The organism is Rhizobium skierniewicense Ch11, from assembly GCF_023757665.1.
In the GTDB taxonomy this organism is placed as follows: domain Bacteria; phylum Pseudomonadota; class Alphaproteobacteria; order Rhizobiales; family Rhizobiaceae; genus Agrobacterium; species Agrobacterium skierniewicense.
This window is the reverse complement of record NZ_RXPG01000001.1, coordinates 154546-171378: the sequence shown is the minus strand read 5'-3', so window position 1 is coordinate 171378 and position 16833 is coordinate 154546. Positions and strand designations below refer to the sequence as shown.

The 16833-nt window shown below is 58.1% G+C and carries 14 protein-coding genes; 3 read left to right on the top strand and 11 right to left on the bottom strand.

All coding sequences use genetic code 11. The features are described from left to right. The 3 genes from EKM04_RS22865 to EKM04_RS00765 all read right to left on the bottom strand — a co-directional run. Positions 1–1257, bottom strand: a 1257-nt coding sequence (locus EKM04_RS22865; protein ID WP_286089331.1) for a HAMP domain-containing protein, incomplete at its 3' end; no start/stop codon positions are given. 215 nt (positions 1258–1472) lie between these two features. Then, on the bottom strand, positions 1473–2783 hold the full coding sequence (locus EKM04_RS00770; protein WP_234910896.1) for an HlyD family type I secretion periplasmic adaptor subunit: 1311 nt from the start codon (positions 2781–2783) through the stop codon (positions 1473–1475). Further along, positions 2776–4596, bottom strand: a complete 1821-nt coding sequence (locus EKM04_RS00765; RefSeq protein WP_183894698.1) for a type I secretion system permease/ATPase — start codon at positions 4594–4596, stop codon at positions 2776–2778. The genes EKM04_RS00770 and EKM04_RS00765 overlap by 8 nt, the downstream gene beginning before the upstream one ends. Positions 4597–4809: 213 nt before the next feature. Between EKM04_RS00765 and EKM04_RS00760 the strand changes: the two genes are divergently transcribed. Together EKM04_RS00760 and EKM04_RS00755 are read left to right on the top strand one after the other, a co-directional pair. Next, a complete protein-coding gene (locus EKM04_RS00760; RefSeq protein WP_183894696.1) occupies positions 4810–6132 on the top strand; it encodes an oxygenase MpaB family protein in 1323 nt (440 codons plus the stop codon). Beyond that, complete coding sequence (locus tag EKM04_RS00755) at positions 6125–6793, top strand: TetR family transcriptional regulator (protein WP_183894695.1); 669 nt, start codon at positions 6125–6127, stop codon at positions 6791–6793. The genes EKM04_RS00760 and EKM04_RS00755 overlap by 8 nt, the downstream gene beginning before the upstream one ends. Positions 6794–6799: 6 nt before the next feature. On the opposite strand, the gene EKM04_RS00750 is transcribed toward EKM04_RS00755, so the two are convergent. From EKM04_RS00750 to katG, 3 genes are all read right to left on the bottom strand, one after another. Next, positions 6800–8722 (bottom strand): putative bifunctional diguanylate cyclase/phosphodiesterase, encoded by a 1923-nt coding sequence (locus EKM04_RS00750; RefSeq protein WP_183894693.1) that lies wholly within the window; start codon positions 8720–8722, stop codon positions 6800–6802. A gap of 9 nt (positions 8723–8731) precedes the next feature. After that, positions 8732–9238, bottom strand: a complete 507-nt coding sequence (locus EKM04_RS00745) for a putative pterin-binding protein (RefSeq protein ID WP_183894691.1) — start codon at positions 9236–9238, stop codon at positions 8732–8734. 314 nt (positions 9239–9552) lie between these two features. Continuing rightward, entirely contained in the window at positions 9553–11742 is a 2190-nt protein-coding gene (gene katG / locus EKM04_RS00740) for a catalase/peroxidase HPI (RefSeq protein ID WP_183894689.1), read from the bottom strand. 200 nt (positions 11743–11942) lie between these two features. On the opposite strand from katG, the gene EKM04_RS00735 reads away from it, so the two are divergent. Next, positions 11943–12851, top strand: a complete 909-nt coding sequence (locus EKM04_RS00735; RefSeq protein ID WP_183894687.1) for a hydrogen peroxide-inducible genes activator — start codon at positions 11943–11945, stop codon at positions 12849–12851. 11 nt (positions 12852–12862) lie between these two features. Here the strand turns inward: EKM04_RS00735 and EKM04_RS00730 are convergent, their stop codons facing one another. The 5 genes from EKM04_RS00730 to EKM04_RS00710 form a co-directional block, all read right to left on the bottom strand. Then, the gene (locus EKM04_RS00730) at positions 12863–13183 is read right to left on the bottom strand and encodes a hypothetical protein (RefSeq protein ID WP_183894685.1); all 321 of its coding nucleotides are present in this window, start codon (positions 13181–13183) and stop codon (positions 12863–12865) included. A 144-nt stretch (positions 13184–13327) separates the two neighbouring features. After that, positions 13328–13741, bottom strand: coding sequence for an 8-oxo-dGTP diphosphatase MutT (gene mutT / locus EKM04_RS00725; RefSeq protein WP_183894683.1), 414 nt, complete (start codon positions 13739–13741; stop codon positions 13328–13330). After that, a complete protein-coding gene (locus EKM04_RS00720) occupies positions 13741–14511 on the bottom strand; it encodes a GNAT family N-acetyltransferase (RefSeq protein ID WP_183894681.1) in 771 nt (256 codons plus the stop codon). The genes mutT and EKM04_RS00720 overlap by 1 nt, the downstream gene beginning before the upstream one ends. Before the next feature lie 17 nt (positions 14512–14528). Beyond that, positions 14529–15770 carry a bifunctional glutamate N-acetyltransferase/amino-acid acetyltransferase ArgJ gene (gene argJ, locus EKM04_RS00715; protein ID WP_183894679.1) on the bottom strand — a complete coding sequence of 414 codons (1242 nt, stop codon included), beginning with the start codon at positions 15768–15770 and terminating at the stop codon, positions 14529–14531. Between the two features lie 77 nt (positions 15771–15847). Beyond that, positions 15848–16732 (bottom strand): peptidylprolyl isomerase, encoded by an 885-nt coding sequence (locus EKM04_RS00710; protein WP_174156062.1) that lies wholly within the window; start codon positions 16730–16732, stop codon positions 15848–15850. Positions 16733–16833: the final 101 nt, after the last annotated feature.

Genomic DNA, 16833 nt, shown 5'->3' with positions numbered 1-16833 from the left:
TGCGGCGGCGGTTTCCTCCACCGATGCGGCCTGCTGTTCGGTGCGCTTGGCCAGATCGTCGGCGGCAGCGCGGATTTCGTTGGCACCGGCGTCGATACCACGGGCATTGACAGCCACGCTGTTGAGGGCAGACTGCAGCTTTTCGGCAGACGAGTTGAAGTTGGCGCGAACCACGTCCAGATGCTGAACGAAAGGCTGGCTGATGCGGTAGGACACTTCGCCATCCGCCAGGCGCGACAGCGCGTCGGCCAGATGATCGACGGCAAAGCTGGTGTCTGCGGCTTCTTTGGCCTTCTGCTCTTCGCGGGCGATCCGTTCCTTCTCCGACAGGCTGCGGTTGGCATCGGCTTCCTGCTCCAAACGGATCCGCTCGAGAGCGTTGTTGCGGAACACAGCGACGGCTTCCGCCATCTGGCCGACTTCGTCACGACGATTGAGGCCGTCAACCTCTGCCTGCGTTTCACCATTGGCAAGAGAGACCATGCGCGCACGCAACCGGTCGATCGGGCTGGTAATGCCACGGGCAGACACAAACAGAGCAAGGGCGATGGCTGCGGCAAACAGCACGCCAAGAGCGATCAGCGTCGTGGTGATCGTCGACGATGTCTGCGCAGACATATCGTCCGATTTCGAAGCGACAAGAGCCAGGTTGCTCTCGCTGATCACGCGGATATCACTACGCCACTTGTCGATCAGCGGATTGACAGCCGTCATCATCTTACGCCCGCTCTGGAAATCGCCAGCCTTTGCGCTTTCCCAGATCTTGTCGGTCATGGCAACGATCTGGTCGACGCGACCGGACAGATCGTTCATCGGACCGGCAAGCTCGGGTAAAAGCGTTTTGGCAGTATCGAGGCGCCGTTTCGTCGTTGCAATATCCGTCTTGTAGGCTTCTTCGACCTTCGCGGTATCAGCAGACTGCTCACGCATCATCAGGCCAAGAGTGGCATCGTAACCGATAGAAACCAGGGCGGTATTCGCGCGGAAAAGCTCGGTGGAAGCGACGACGTTTTTCGAGAGAATATCCGAATAGGCGTCATCGGCTGTACTGTAATTATTTGAAACGACGCCGAGGCCAATGAGGCCAAGCAGGGCGACGGGCACGATCAGGGACAGAATCTTTGTGCGAACTTTCGCATTTTGCAGAAATGACATGGTTCCTCGGAGGGTAATGCGAGCAAACCGGCGCGACACATCCGCGACACCACAACCGTGGGTCAGCCATCGTGCTGCCAGAACAGAAAGACCCTTCGTCATGAAGTGACTGTGAGACCTTTGTTGTGAGGCACGGGTGCTTTCCAGCTGGTTAACGGTCGCTCTTTATGTCCGAAATTCCGTATAAACAAAAATACCAATACTAGAAATTCTACCAATATAACGCAGAAAATTGGCTTACGTTACGTAAGATTACAATCAAAGAACGATTTTAAAGGTTAATGATACCCCGACATTTCTTAAACCTTTCCTTGCTTTCACTCTTCGTTAAACGCCCGGTTGATCTGGTCTGTCAGCGGCTTGAGAAGGTATGAAAGCGCAGTCCGGTCTCCGGTCTGTACCATGGCCTCGGCGGGCATGCCGGGACCGAGCCTCAGCCCGTCCAATTTTGCCATTTCCCCATCGGCAATCGTCAAGCGCACAACATAATAGGAGGCGCCCGTCCTTTCCGTCGTCGTCAGATCGGCAGCCACCAGCGTCACCTTGGCTTTCAATTGAGGCGTGATGCGCTGATTGAAGGCAGACATCCGCAGCATCGCGTCGTGGCCAACGCGGATCTGATCGATGTCCTTGGGCGCGATCTGCACTTCCAGTGCCAGATCATCCTGTTCCGGCACGATGGACATGATGACCTCGCCGGGGCTGATGACACCACCCACGGTGTGAACCGCAAGCTGGTGGACCAAACCCGATTGCGGAGCGATAATATCGACCCGCTTCAAATTATCCTCGGCTGAAATCTTTCGCTCGATATACTCCCCGACCTGCGCCTGAACGTCCTTGAGTTCGCTGCTGACCTCGGATTTCAGATCCTGATCGATCTGGAGAATTTGCAGATGTGTCTCGGAAATCTTGCCCGCGACCTGCGCCTGATAGGCGATCTTCTCACCACGCTCTCCGCCAAATGTCGCAATCTGCGTCTTCAGCCCGTTGAGACGCTGATCAGAGACCACGCCTTTTTTGCGAAGGGCCGTCAGCGAGGTTATCTCCTGCTTCAGCACCACCATTCCATCATTGTAGGCCACTTCCTGGGCTTTCAACCCATCGATTTCGTGGCCAAACTGGGTGATGCGTTCTGACAGCTGCGCTTTCTTCCCCGCCCGCGCCTGGCGCCTGAATTCGAACAGCCGCGTTTCGCTGTGAATGACACCGGCGACATCGGGCTCCGAGCGACGTGCCAGGATCGCCTCTGGGAAACTGATGCCCTCCAGATCGTCCCGCTCTGCCTCCAGCCGGGCCAGCCGGGCCGTCAGTTCGTCCAGCCTCTTGGTCACAATGGCAAGATTGGCGCGTGTTTGGGTCGCGTCCAGCCGCATGAGAACATCGCCCGCCTTGACCGCGTCACCCTCCCTCACCAGAATGTCTGCCACGACGCCGCCGCTGGGATGCTGGACTTTCTTGACGTAGGATCCGACCACGAAGTGGCCTTGCGCAACCACAGCTCCCGACAGCGAGGTGACGGAAGCCCAGGCGCCCGCACCGCAAACCAGCACCGCACATGCCGCGACCCCGGCCAGCAGATGGCGGCGAATGGAGCGGGAAACATCGAACGAGTTCATGCTAGACATCCCGTCCCTCCGTTGCGTCGCCGCCAACCGTCTCCAATCGCTGCGCCACCGCGCGAAGGGGGCGCACGCCATACGCCGTCACCGAGAAGCTCTTTGGCACAGGGGGGGCCGCATCGGCACTTTGCAGAACTTTCGACAGAACCTCGTCACGCGGCCCGAAGGCTTTTTGTCGTCCGGCCTCCATGACCAGAACGAGATCGACCGCGCCGATGGCACTGGGGCGATGCGCCACCACGATCGCAATACCACCGCGCAAGCGAACGGACGCGATCGCATTCATCACGGCAGCCTCGCCCTGTGCATCAAGATTGGCATTCGGCTCATCGAGCACGACCAGAAACGGATCGCGATACAGCGCACGCGCCAGACCGATCCGCTGCCTCTGACCAGCCGAAAGCGCTGAGCCGCCTTCACCGATGGGCGTCTCGTAACCCCCCTCGAAACGAAGAATGAGGTCATGGGCGCCCGCCGATTTTGCAGCGGCAACAATGTCCTTCGGGTCCGCATCGTCTTCGAACCGGGCGATATTTTGCGCCACTGTCCCGTCGAACAGCTCCACACCCTGCGGCAGATATCCGATGTGTCGGCCCAGCGCCTCGTTGTCCCACTGGTCGAGACTGGCGCCATCCAGGCGAATTTTTCCCGAGGTGACCGTCCAGGCATTGACCAGCGCGCGCGACAGGGTGGTCTTTCCGGACCCGGATGGGCCGATGACGCCCAGCGCACTGCCAGCGCGCAACGAAAAGTCCAACCCCATGACGGTCGGCTTCTTTTCGCCCGGCGGAACGAGAACGATCCCTTCGACTCTGAGATCTCTGGTGGGCGCAGGCAGCGCAGTCACAGGCACGTCCTGCGGAATTGTCGACAGCAAGTCTTTGAGCCGCCGCCAGCTGTGCCGCGCCATCAAGAACGGCTTCCAGTTTGCGATGGCGAGATCGACCGGCGCCAGTGCCCTGCCCATCATGATCGAGCTGGCAATCATCACGCCTCCGGTCACCTCCTGGCGAATAACCAGATAGGCACCCACACCCAAAATGGCCGATTGCAGGATGACCCGCAATGTTCGGGAAATGGTGCCCAGCATGTTGGAGACATCGCCCGCCTTTCTGTTTGCAGCCAGATAATCAGCATTGGCGTATGCCCAGCGGGAGCCGACCCGCTTTCCCATGCCCATGGCGCGGACAACCTCTGCATTGCGGCGCGATCCCTCCAGCAGGCCGTTGCGCTTCATGTTGCAGGTCATCACATCATGGATGGGCTTTCGCGAAAGGGCGTTCGTGAACAATGTCAAAACGACCAGCACGATAGCGCCCGCCAAGGCCGTCATGCCGATCCAGACATGGAAGAGGAAGCACAGGCCGAGATAAAGCGGCATCCAGGGCAGGTCGAACAATGCGGTCGGCCCCTGCCCGGACAAGAAACCCCGCACATTGTCCAGATCCCGCAATGGCTGCAAACCATCGCCCGGCATGCGCGACGAGAGCGGCAGGCGGACAACCGCATCATGCACCCTGCCCGACAGGCGATTGTCGAATGACTCACCGATGCGCAGCAGAATACGCGCTCTGATGATGTCGAGGATGGCCTGGATGGCATAAAGTCCAAGGGCGAGGATGGCCAACCCGACCAGGGTCGGAACGCTGCCGCTTGACAGCACGCGGTCATAGACCTGCAGCATGAAAATGGGCGATGTCAGCGCCAACAGGTTGACCACACCGCTGATGATGCCGATGCCGAAAGCAGCCCGGGAAAAGGCTGACTTGCCTGCCGAGTCCAGATGCTGCGCCGACGCGTGGTGTTGGGCGCGCGCCATGTTCCGTGTCCTCTGCTGTGTCCTGTCATAGACCTTGCGTCACGCTCACCCTCCGGCAAGCCCCAGAGCACGACGTCAACCATGGTAGTGACGATCGGGATTTTTGAAATCCTTAGAAATCGCACCAAATCTCACACTGCAAGAAATCACCGATAAGACTTGAATTCTATCATTCGATAGATATCTATCAATTGATAGAAAAGGAATGATCCCATGCAGAAGCGACAGTTTCATCCTGCCCTGTGGCACCAGATCGAACAGCAGGCCACCCAGGTGCCGGCGATCTATGGTAAAATCGACTTCACCAAAATGCCTGAACGCTTCACCGTCGATGGTGACGGCGAAAGCCTGCCCGGTCTCGACGCGATGAAGACGGAGATTTTGGCGGATGACGCACTGGTAGAGCAGATGGCAGCCTACACGCTGATCGGCGATGCCGTGGCCGATGCCTATGCGGCCCGTATGGGCGACTTCAGCTTCCGGCAACTGATCGATATGCTGCAACTGGCCTGCGACAAGGGCGTGGAGGCCGTGCCGGATGCACCGCCGGAACTGTCAGCCTTCATCGGCGCCATGGAGGCAAGGCCGGACTGGATCGATATGGCGCTGGTCAACAAAGGCGCCCGCATCGAGCGAAACCAGTATGCCCATCTCGTTCCTTTCGCCATCCGGGGCGCATTTCTCGCGACCTTCATGAACCGTTATTCAGCGCTTCCCATGGCGCTCACCGGCAATCTGTCCGATCAGCTTGCAGCAAAGCGCGTTCTGGAAACCGCGACCTTCTTCACGCTCACCGTCATGCCCGGCGCGCTGGAACGCCATGGCGCCGCCTTCAAGGCCGCGGCTATGGTCCGGCTCATGCATTCCATGGTGCGCGTCAACGTCATGCGCCGCGAGGGCGTGTGGGACACCAGTGTTTATGGCGTACCGATACCCCAAGTGGACCAGATGCCCGCGGGGCAGATCGGCTCCCTGTTGATCGCCGCCGATGCGCTGCAAACCAAACGCCCGTTTACGGCAAACGAGCAGGCTCGCATCGAGATTGCGCGTTATCGCTGCTTCCTGCTGGGCCTGCCCAAGGAACTCCTCGGTGAAACGCCTGAAGAGATAGTCCGTCTGATGCTGGCGCGACAGGCCACGTTGCGCAGCGGGTTCGATGATGCGACCTGCGGTTCGCTGGTGCGTGGCACGCTGGAGGCGGAACTGACACACGAGCCGACACCACTCGGCCGCATCGATCGTGAACTGGAGCGCAGTTTCGCCAAATTCTTCTTCATCCGGCATTTCCTGAAAGGCGACACGGCCCGCGCGGACGCCATGGGCGTGCGTTACACATTTCGGGATCGCAATCTGGCGGTGATCACCGCAGCCCGTATCTTCTCGCAGCTTCGCCTGTTTCGAATGCTCTCCAACATCCCCGTCGTACGCGATGTAGCCGACCGGCATCTGGTGGGAAAGCTAAATGGCCTTCTCAAGCGCTATGGCCATGCCGAGTTCACCAGTGATGGTTCAAAGGTAGGGCGTCCCCATGGCTGATGGATCAGGCGAACCCGGTCGCGGCGGCTACGCCAAGAGCGACGTCACGCGTCAGGCTATCCTCACTGCGGCACTGGCCGAATTTGGGCTGAAGGGTTTTACAGGCGCGACCACACGCGCCATTGCCGATTCCGCCGGTGTGGCCCTTCCCGCCATCGCTTACCATTTCGGCAACAAGGAAGGGCTTTACCTTGCCTGCGCGCGGGACATCGTTGCTGCGTATCAGGCATCGGCACTGTCTTTGATGAGCAATGCAGCGCATCTGTTTCAATCTGGGCAACCCTCTCCGCAGCAATGCAGAACACTTTTATCCGACACGCTGAAGATGGTGCTGCGCCTGTTTCTGGACAGCAAGACAGGGGAAGCACAGGCAGACTTTGCCATGCGCGAACTGCGCGATCGGGGACCGGCCTTCGACATTCTCCATGACCGGCTTTGGCAGCCGGGTGTGGAGGTGGTGGCGCAGCTGATCTGCGCGATCAGAGCCATGCAAAACGTAACGCAATCCGATCGTGCAGACGCGTTGCTGCTGATATCCAGCCTGCTCGCTTTTGGAACAGGGCGGGATGTATCCTTGCGTATTCTGGGGCTTGAGCAAGGCCAATCGCAAACCTTCGATGTGCTGGACAAGGCGATTGAGCGCGCCGTCGCACGCCTCTAGCGTCAGCTATCTGAAGGCCGCAAGCTTGTCCGCCGGGGCGGGTCTGCCGAGCAGAAAGCCCTGCATCTGGTCGCATCCCAGCTTCGTCATGCAATCGAACTGCTCCTGCGTTTCTATACCCTCGGCAATGGTCTTCATGCGAAGGCTCTTGGCCATACCGACAATGAATTCGACGATGGCAAGCGCATCCGGATCGGTGGTGACGTCCCGCAGGAATGACTGATCGATCTTGATCTTGTCGAACGGAACGCCCTTGAGGTTGCCAAGCGAAGAGTACCCGGTTCCGAAATCGTCCATCGCGAGCTGTATGCCGACGGCCTTCAATTTCCCCAGCGTTTCCATTGTCTGGTCGCTTTTGTTGAGCAGCACCGACTCGGTAATTTCGAGTTCAAGCCTGCCGGGATGAAGGCCGGTCTTGTCGAGCGCATCGACGATGTTCTGAATGAGGGTGGTGCTCCGGAACTGGACCGGGGAGAGGTTGATCGCAACCTTCATGTCGCCCTTCCAGGTCATCGCTTGCTGACATGCCGTATCCATCGCCCATTTGCCCAGGGAGTGGATCAGTCCGGTGCGCTCTGCGACAGGGATAAACGCGGATGGCGGCACTTTCCCGCGTACCGGATGCGTCCAGCGTAGCAAAGCCTCGAAGCCGCAGATTTCACGTGTCCTCGTCAGAATTTGTGGCTGGTAGTAGACTTCCATCTCGTTGTTCTGGATGGCCAATTGCAGATCGGCCTCAAACGAACGTCGCTCCATCAGTTGCTGTTGCATATGCGCCTGAAACAGGCATGCACTCCCGGGACCCTGAGCCTTCGCTTCATAAAGGGCCAGATCCGCGCGCTTGAACAGTTCGTCGGCATGCGTCACATCCTGGGAGACCGCAATACCCACGCAGGTACCAATCTTGATTTCCATTTCGCCCAGAATATATGGCTCGCTGATGGCATCGATCAGCATTGTCGCAAAGGCCATCGAGTCATCTTCGCTCATCCCGCCGGAGATGACCGCGAACTCGTCACCACCCAGACGGCAGACGAGATCACCGGCCTTGTTCAGCGAGGAAAGTCGCGCTCCGATGGCCTGAAGCAGCGCGTCGCCAACATCGTGCCCCAGCGTGTCGTTGATGTCCTTGAAGCCATCGAGATCGAGCAACAGGACCGTCGCACCGCTGGATGTCGAAGCGGAAAGTCTCAGCTCCAGCTCCTGGCGAAACAAGGCGCGATTGGGCAGTTCGGTCAGGGCGTCGTGATACGCATCATGGGCAAGGCGAACATTGTTTTCCTGCAATTCGAGCGTGGCCGAACGAAGTTCATCGGTGAGCCCGCGCATGTCTTTTTGCGCCCGGTCCAGCAGATTGTTGTGACGGTTGAGCAGCAGGATGAGGGCGATGCCGCAAATGATGAGGCCTCCCGCGAGGCCCGTGTAGATCATGTGCAGTTGGCGCACTTCGGCCTGGGCAGAATCGATCAGGTCCACGTCAAATTCCAGAGACGACGACGCAAGTGTGGTCAAAGGCCCGTCGAGCGCGCCCATGACCGGCAACAATGCGCGCACATAGTCTGGCTGCATCTGATCGACATTCTTGTCGAGGTCGACCAGCACGTCATTCAGCTTCTTGACAAGATCACGCCACTCCCGGCGCGCGGCAATGAATTCGCCAAGCTTGCCATGCTGCAAAAGCTCCACCCTGCCGAGCATGATGTCGAGGCGCAGGTTCAGGTCATCGCGGCTGACACTGTTGGTATCAAGGACAAATCCATAGAGCGTGTTTTGAAGACGCAGATATTCTGCAACCGTCTGACTGACCGCCCAGGAATCATTATATCGCGAAAATTTTTGAAGAGCGTTTTGCCGCTCGGTGATAACATAGGCGATGTAGCCTGTCGCCAACACGAAGCAGCAGATGATGACCGCCAGTACCTTTCGCAATTTGCACCTTTACTCGACGATCAGCTTTGCCACCTGCCAAGCGGAACGTGCATAATATGTCTGGGTCTGAAGCTCCGGCGTGCTGTCGTACGGATAGATCACGAACAGCGGCCCTTTTTCACGAACCTCCATGTAAGTCCCGTTTCGCTTCATGGCGAGAATGACATTGAACTTCTGAAAGTCCGCCAGAGGAAGCGTGCTCATGTAATCGTTCAAGGCCACAGCCGTTACCGTAGTACCACTGGCGCCGACATATTCCATCAATTTTTTCAGCGAAACCCCTTCAAAACGCGTACGCCCGTCATACCATGGCGAACTCGTCTCTACTGTGACAATGCCCAATCCCTCCAGCATGGCGCGGTCGAATTTTGCGGCGCCGTCCGCGTTGGTGTTGCTGATGTTGCCGGAGATCGTCAAGATGGTCTTGTCGGACGGGGTTGGCAGCGAACCGGCGCTCGCGCCTGAAAGCCATGCGAGTGACAGGAAGGCACTGATAACAAATTGCGCTGCACGCATTTTAGGTGTCCTTTGAAAGACGACGGCCATACATTCGCCGATACCACGATCTCTTCAAAAACCTTATATCAGAACTTGATACAATACTCCCGCTGCGTTTTTTTTCAGTCGAGGTGTGGCGTGGCTGGAAACAGGAACAATAAGCGGCGCCTAATGTTAAAGACAGTGGCGCGTAACACCGGTTTACCCAATGTTTTTAAGGGGCGTTAGCAAATTCGGTAAAATATTTAGAAATGGTTTCAAAATTTAGAAGAACTATACACCGGGCGTGGCAGAGGCCACGCCCGGTTCTATCAGTAGTTCATATGAGTGTATCAGACCAGATCGAAACGATCGGCATTCATCACTTTGTTCCAGGCCGAAACGAAATCGTTCACGAACTTTGTCTTGGCATCAGAGGATGCGTAGACCTCCGACAAAGCACGAAGCTGGGAGTGCGAACCGAAGATCAGATCGACGCGGGTGCCCGTCCACCGAATCTCATTGGTGGTGCGGTCACGTCCCTCATAGACACCGTCCTTGCCGGAAACAGGCGCCCATTGCAGGTCCATATCCAGGAGGTTGACGAAGAAGTCGTTCGTCAGCGTTTCAGGACGACGGGTGAAAACGCCATGCTCGGTCTCGCCAACCTTCAGCACGCGGAGGCCACCGACCAGCACCGTCATTTCAGGGCCGGTCAGTTTCAGAAGCTGGGCGCGGTCCACAAGGGCTTCTTCCGGCTTCATGAACTGGTGGCGTGTCTTGCTGACATAGTTGCGGAAGCCGTCGGCACGAGGCTCGAGCGCCTCGAACGAATGCACATCCGTCTGCTCCTGCGAGGCGTCCGTGCGGCCAGGCGTGAACGGAACGGTGATATCATGCCCTGCGGCCTTCGCCGCCTTTTCGACACCGGCGGCACCCGCAAGCACAATGAGGTCGGCCAGCGATATCTTCTTGCCACCTGTCTGGCCAGCGTTGAAATCTGCCTGCACGCCTTCGAGAACGCTAAGAACCTTTGCCAGCTGTGTCGGCTGGTTGGCGTCCCAGTTCTTTTGTGGCTCCAGGCGAATGCGGGCACCATTGGCACCACCGCGCTTGTCGGAACCCCGGAACGAAGATGCGGAGGCCCAGGCCGTCGAAACCAGTTCCTGCACCGTCAGACCGGTGGCGAGAACCTTTGCCTTCAAGCTGGCAATATCGGCTTCGTCAACGAGCGGGTGATCGACAGGCGGAATGACGTCCTGCCAGATCAGGTCTTCGGCTGGCACTTCCGGTCCAAGGTAGCGAACCTTCGGCCCCATATCGCGGTGCGTCAGCTTGAACCATGCACGCGCAAACGCATCGGCGAACTGATCCGGGTTTTCGAGGAAGCGGCGGGAAATCTTCTCGTAAGCCGGGTCGAAACGCAGCGCCAGATCCGACGTCAGCATGGTTGGAAGATGCTTCCTGGATGGATCATAGGCATCCGGGATGGATGGGTCGGCATTCTTCGCCACCCATTGCTTGGCACCGGCCGGGCTCGTCGTCAGTTCCCATTCGAAAGCAAAGAGGTTTTCGAAGAAGAAGTTGCTCCACTGTGTCGGCGTCTGCGTCCAGGTCACTTCAGGACCACCGGTGATGGTGTCCTTGCCGATACCGGTGCCGAACTTGCTGTGCCAGCCAAGACCCTGCGCTTCAAGTTCGCCGCCTTCAGGCTCGGCACCGATCAGCGACGGGTCGCCTGCACCATGCGTCTTGCCGAAGGTGTGACCGCCTGCGATCAGAGCGACGGTTTCCTCGTCGTTCATCGCCATGCGGGCGAAGGTCGCGCGGATATCACGGGCAGAGGCCAGCGGGTCGGGATTGCCGTTCGGACCTTCCGGGTTGACGTAGATGAGGCCCATCTGCACGGCACCCAGCGGTTCGGCCAGTTCCCGTTCGCCGCTATAGCGTTCGTCACCCAGCCACGTGCCTTCAGGACCCCAGAACAGCTCTTCCGGCTCCCAGACGTCGGCACGACCGCCAGCAAAACCAAACGTCTTGAAACCCATCGATTCCAGAGCGACGTTACCGGTCAGGATCATCAGATCCGCCCAGGAAATGCTGTTGCCGTATTTCTGCTTGATCGGCCACAGAAGACGACGGGCCTTGTCGAGGTTGGCGTTATCAGGCCAGCTGTTCAGCGGTGCGAAACGCTGCTGACCGGCACCGGCGCCACCACGACCATCGGTAATGCGGTATGTGCCGGCACTGTGCCAGGCCATGCGGATGAAAAGACCGCCATAGTGACCGAAGTCGGCTGGCCACCAGTCCTGTGAGTCTGTCATCAATGCGTGCAGGTCGGCCTTCAACGCATCCAGATCGAGCGCCTCGAAGGCTTCTGCATAATCGAAGTCGGGTCCGAGCGGATCAGACAACGACGATCCATGGTGAAGGATCTGAATGTTCAGCTGGTTCGGCCACCAATCCCGGTTCGTACGAACGGATTTCGGCGTCTGGCCATGCGCAACAGGACATTGGCCTGCGCTATCGGTTTTCTGGTCCATTTTAGTCTCCATGTCACCTAATGAGTGGTCGATTTTAAAACAGGTCTGCAAAGCTAAAAATTGCAAAATGTCACTCAAACCGGATCGAGCCTTGAAAAATGTGCCCGACCGAGAAGAGATAACCTCTTCTCATAACCTTTTAACGACTAGCCGCCATAAATTTAAGTTGGATTTACTGATCGTTACGATAAGCTGCGGTTATGAAGAACATCACCCTGAAACAGCTTCGTTATTTTGAGGCGTTGGCTCGCCACAAGCGCTTCCGGATCGCCGCCGATGCCTGTGCGATTTCACAGCCTGCCCTATCGATGCAGATCAAGGAACTGGAACAGGAACTGGGTAACGATCTGTTTGAACGCAGCGCGCGCGAAATCAAGCTGACGACATTCGGCCAGGCCTTTGCCGTGCGCGTTCGCGACATTTTGCAGGGAATGGACGAACTGGGCGAACTGGCACGAACGTCGAGGAACTCGTTTCTGGTGCGGTTGCGCATCGGCGTCATTCCAACCGTCGCCCCCTACCTGCTGCCCACCATCATAAACGATCTGAACAAGGCGTTCGACGGAATAGAAATCCAGATCAGGGAAACCCAGACGGCAAAGCTCATCGAGGAACTCAAACAGGGTTCTCTCGATCTTGCCATCGTCGCTTTACCGATCTCTGAACCGTCAATGACGGAGTTGAAACTGTTCGACGAGGAATTCGTGCTCGTCCGCCGGAAGGAGGATGAGGGCAGGCCGGTGCCGGAACGTGCGACCCTGCCAAGGATGCGGCTTTTGCTTCTGGAGGAAGGGCACTGCTTCCGCGACCAGGCCCTGTCGTTTTGCCAGGTCGGCTCGACCCAGCCGCGTGAGGTCATGGAGGGCAGTTCGCTATCGACACTGGTTCAGATGGTCAGCGCCGGTATCGGCATCACGCTCATCCCGGAGATGGCGGTGCCCATGGAAACGCGCTCGGCGCAGGTTTCCGTGTCGCATTTCGAGGCACCCGCACCGGTTCGCTCGATCGGCATGATCTGGCGCAAGGCTACGCCGCTGGCCAAACAGCTTCTTCAAATTTCCGAGGTTATTCGTCAGTCAACAGAGCGCGTCAGGGCCGTATCGGTCTAAAGGAAACGCAATCAGCAATTTGGCGCGTTGGCATAGCCCTCAACGATGCAGCCGGAGCCAGGCATTGGCTGCGTGATGCTGCGACGAATGCTGTAGGTCTTCTTGGACGGCTCGCTGCGCTGGACAGATCCTGTGCTGAGCATATCGAAATTATCAGGCACCTGTGCAAAGCGCGCTGGCGGCATTTTGCCTGCAAGCATGGGAGTGACGATCAAGGACAGGGCAATCGCGATCATGCCAAACAGCAGTGCGACGTTCACGACGCCGATCCTGCGCGATTTCTCGGAATAGGTTTGACGGTCCTCTACGGTTTTCCAGAAATCCTCGTTCATGTCAGGCCTCGCTACGCGCCATTTACCAATTGTTCAGCCTGTGACGTTGACAGAGGGTGCTGAACGAAAGGTTAATGATGCCCTGTTTCGAGACACACGAAGCTGTGTAAATCGCGGATTTGCCGAATTATTCAGCTCTTACTGTTAGAGCAGGTCCTGAAGATACGGAATCAGCGGCTCGTCGGCAGGCGGCATCGGGTAATCACGCAAAGCCTGCGGCTTCACCCACTTGATGGCCTGCCCCTCCGCTCCGCGCGGAATGCCCTCGTAGCGACGGCAGACATACAGCGGCATCAGGAGGTGAAACGTCTCGTAGCTGTGGCTGGCGAAGGTCAGCGGCGCCAGACAGGCGACCTTCGTCTTGATGCCCAACTCTTCCTCGAGTTCGCGCACCAGCGTTTCCTCGGGCGTCTCCCCGCTTTCTACCTTGCCGCCGGGAAACTCCCACAGACCGGCCAGCGATTTGCCTTCGGGCCTTTGCGCCAGCAGGATGCGGCCATCCGTGTCGACAAGGGCACAGGCTGCGACGAGAAGAATATTTCGCCCGGCATCCGTCATCAGACAGCGTCCTTGCGCCAGTAACGGTAGGTATAGGCTGCCGAAAAGCCGAATTTCTCATACAGCGCGATTGCCTCGACATTGGTGGAAACAACCTGCAACCAGGCGGTCTTTGCACCGCTGATGCGCGCCCAGCGGAGGGCCGATGTGAGGATCTGCGTGGCGACGCCCTGCCGCCTGATTGATGCGGCGACCTCCAGCGATAGAATACCGGCCAGGTCATTGTCCTGAACGCAGATTACGGTCGCCTGCGGCTCGCCTTCCACCTCTTCCTTGGTGAACAGACCAAGGGTGGGCTTGATGGAAGTGACGATCTCGGCGATGGCGGAACGCAGCGATGGATCGTCGCCGCTGACCTTCAGGCTCGCCTCGACGAAACGACCGATGTCGTGGCTGGGCAGATGCGCGATCGTTTCGGGCAGTTCGGCGGATGCAATATCCGCGGTCATGACATCGACCTCTTCAAACACCGTCCAGCCGTCGTCGAACATGTGGGCGCGCAACTGGGGCGGCATCAATGTCGTTTCCCGCACGATCAATGGACGTCCGAAATCCTCGAAGCGCTTGCGGGCCTTTTCCAGCCGCTGATCGCAATTGCCATAATCCGATGGGTCGAGCGGCACGACGCAATTGATGCGCTTGGAGGGGTGCGATCCCGTCAGCCGTATTTGCCAGCTTCCGTCATAGAGCACGGAAGACGCGGGCCATGCCCGGAAGCTGACCGCCTCCAGACGGCGCACCAGGGGAAGATTGGCGGGAACACTGCGCATGTCGGATGTCTCCACCATCAGCTCCGGTAATCGCCGTTGATTTCGACATACTCCTTGGTCAGATCGCAGGTCCAGACCGTGGCAGTACCGCTGCCCAGACCAATATCGACCCTGACCGGAATATCCTGCTGTTTCATCACGGCGCTTGCATCGGCTTCCGAATAGTCAGCATCGCGCTCGCCGTTCACCGCCACACGCACACCGCCAAACCAGATGGCGAGCCGATCACGATCCGCCAGTTCGCCGGATTTGCCGACTGCCATCACAACGCGACCCCAATTGGCATCTTCACCGGCAACGGCCGTCTTGACCAACGGAGAGTTCGCGATGGAAAGCGCAATCGTCTTGGCTGCCGCATCGCTCTCTGCACCCGTCACGGTGATTTCAACCATCTTGCGCGCGCCTTCGCCATCGCGAACCACTTGCAGCGCCAGATCCTTCAACAGATCGTTCAAAGCATCACGGAAGGCAGAAAGTTTCGGATCGTCGGCATGCTCGATACGCGCCTGCCCGTCTTCACGGGCCGCACCCGTGGCAAACAGCATCAGCGTATCGGATGTGGACGTGTCGCTATCGACCGTGACAGAATTGAATGTGGGGCCGACTCCCGCCGCCAGCAAGGCCTGCAAGGCGGGCGCGGCGATATCGGCGTCGGTGACCACGAAGGACAACATCGTCGCCATATCGGGCGCGATCATGCCAGCGCCCTTGGCAATACCATTGATGGTGACGGTCACACCGTCGATCTGCGCCGTGCGTGTCGATACCTTGGGATAGGTATCGGTGGTCACGATCGCCTTGGCGGCGTCCTGCCAGAAGTCGCCTGTCGCTTCCTTGTTCATCTGGCCGAGAACGCCTGCGAACTTCGTCGCGTCGAGCGGCTCGCCGATGACGCCGGTTGATGCGAGAAACACTTCGCTGGTCGAGCATCCAACGGCTTCAGCGGCAGATTTTCCCGTCAACTCGGTGGCAGCCCGGCCCTTGACGCCGGTAAAGGCATTCGCATTGCCGGAATTCACCACAACGGCGCGGGCAATGCCGCCCGACAGGTTGGTACGGCAGAAATCCACAGGGGCGGATGGGCATTTCGATTTGGTGAAAACACCTGCGACTGCGGCAGGCTGATCGAACACCATCAGCAAAACATCGGTACGTCCCTTGTATTTGATGCCTGCGGCCGCCGTTGCCATTCGCACACCGCGAAGAGCGGGCATAGCGGGGTAGGATTTCGGAGCGAGTGGAGAAACGGCAGCGGACATGGGCGAGGAACCTGCATTTTTCGAAAAGGACGAAATGAAACAGGGCGGCTCATCGCCGCCCCGTAGAGTGCGGAGACTTACTGCTGCGCAGGTGCAGGTGGCTCGGCAGGGGCTTCTGCCTGCTGCTTGCTGGCTTCTTCGTAAGCCTTGCGCATGGCTTCGTCAGGAATGTCGATCTTCTGCTCGGCCTTCGCCTTTTCGATCAGAGCAACATACTTGTCGCGCATCACGAGCTGGCGGACCTGGGCTTCGACCTGCTCATAGGCTGGAGGCGGTGCAACGCGCTTGTCTTCCAGCTTGATGACATGGAAGCCGAACTGCGACTTTACGGGCTCCTTGGTGTAGGCGCCCTTTTCAAGCTTGAAGGCTGCCTCTTCGAATTCCGGAACCATGCGGCCCTTGCCGAACCAGCCGAGATCGCCGCCGTCATCCTTGTTGGAATCGGTCGACTTTTCCTTGGCCAGCGCTGCGAAATCCTTGCCGCCATCCAGCTGCTTGATCACATCCTTGGCTTCCTCTTCGGTCGCAACCAGAATGTGAGCAGCCTTGATTTCATCTTCCTTCGGAAGCGCAGCCACTTCCTTCTCGTAGCGTGCCTTGACCTCTTCATTGGTCACGGCATCAACAACGTGCTTGCGGAAATAGGCATTGTGCAATTCGCGATCGGTGATGAAGGCGAGACGCTTCTTGAAGTCTTCGGTCTTTTCGAGACCTTCGGCCGTCGCGTCCTTCACCAGAAGCTTAACGTCGATTGCCCCGGACAGAGCAGCAACCTTCTTTTGTTCTTCAGGAAGCTGGGCAAGCTGCGGATCGAGGTTGCTCATGGCAAGATCAAGTTCCGACTGGCGGATTTCGAGATCGCCGACCTTTGCGACAACGGCATCTTCCTGCGCGAAAGCAGGAAATTGGAGACCAAGCGTTGCTACGATGACAGCAGCCGCAATTCTATTATAGCGCAACATATTAAACCTTTCGGAGACAATGCCGGCTCCAGACGTGGTTTTCCGGCTGAAAAAACTTCCAAACACCGGAATGTGGCCATTCTGTAACGGGCAGAACCGTT

Bases quoted from the DNA above. Each gene is read 5' to 3' on its own strand.
- EKM04_RS00735 (WP_183894687.1), top strand. From the start codon at position 11,943: ATGAAGAACATCACCCTGAAACAGCTTCGTTATTTTGAGGCGTTGGCT.
- EKM04_RS00710 (WP_174156062.1), bottom strand. From the start codon at position 16,732: ATGTTGCGCTATAATAGAATTGCGGCTGCTGTCATCGTAGCAACGCTT.
- EKM04_RS00730 (WP_183894685.1), bottom strand. From the start codon at position 13,183: ATGAACGAGGATTTCTGGAAAACCGTAGAGGACCGTCAAACCTATTCC.
- EKM04_RS00755 (WP_183894695.1), top strand. From the start codon at position 6,125: ATGGCTGATGGATCAGGCGAACCCGGTCGCGGCGGCTACGCCAAGAGC.
- katG (WP_183894689.1), bottom strand. From the start codon at position 11,742: ATGGACCAGAAAACCGATAGCGCAGGCCAATGTCCTGTTGCGCATGGC.
- EKM04_RS00745 (WP_183894691.1), bottom strand. From the start codon at position 9,238: ATGCGTGCAGCGCAATTTGTTATCAGTGCCTTCCTGTCACTCGCATGG.
- mutT (WP_183894683.1), bottom strand. From the start codon at position 13,741: ATGACGGATGCCGGGCGAAATATTCTTCTCGTCGCAGCCTGTGCCCTT.
- EKM04_RS00720 (WP_183894681.1), bottom strand. From the start codon at position 14,511: ATGCGCAGTGTTCCCGCCAATCTTCCCCTGGTGCGCCGTCTGGAGGCG.
- EKM04_RS00765 (WP_183894698.1), bottom strand. From the start codon at position 4,596: ATGGCGCGCGCCCAACACCACGCGTCGGCGCAGCATCTGGACTCGGCA.
- argJ (WP_183894679.1), bottom strand. From the start codon at position 15,770: ATGTCCGCTGCCGTTTCTCCACTCGCTCCGAAATCCTACCCCGCTATG.
- EKM04_RS00760 (WP_183894696.1), top strand. From the start codon at position 4,810: ATGCAGAAGCGACAGTTTCATCCTGCCCTGTGGCACCAGATCGAACAG.
- EKM04_RS00770 (WP_234910896.1), bottom strand. From the start codon at position 2,783: ATGTCTAGCATGAACTCGTTCGATGTTTCCCGCTCCATTCGCCGCCAT.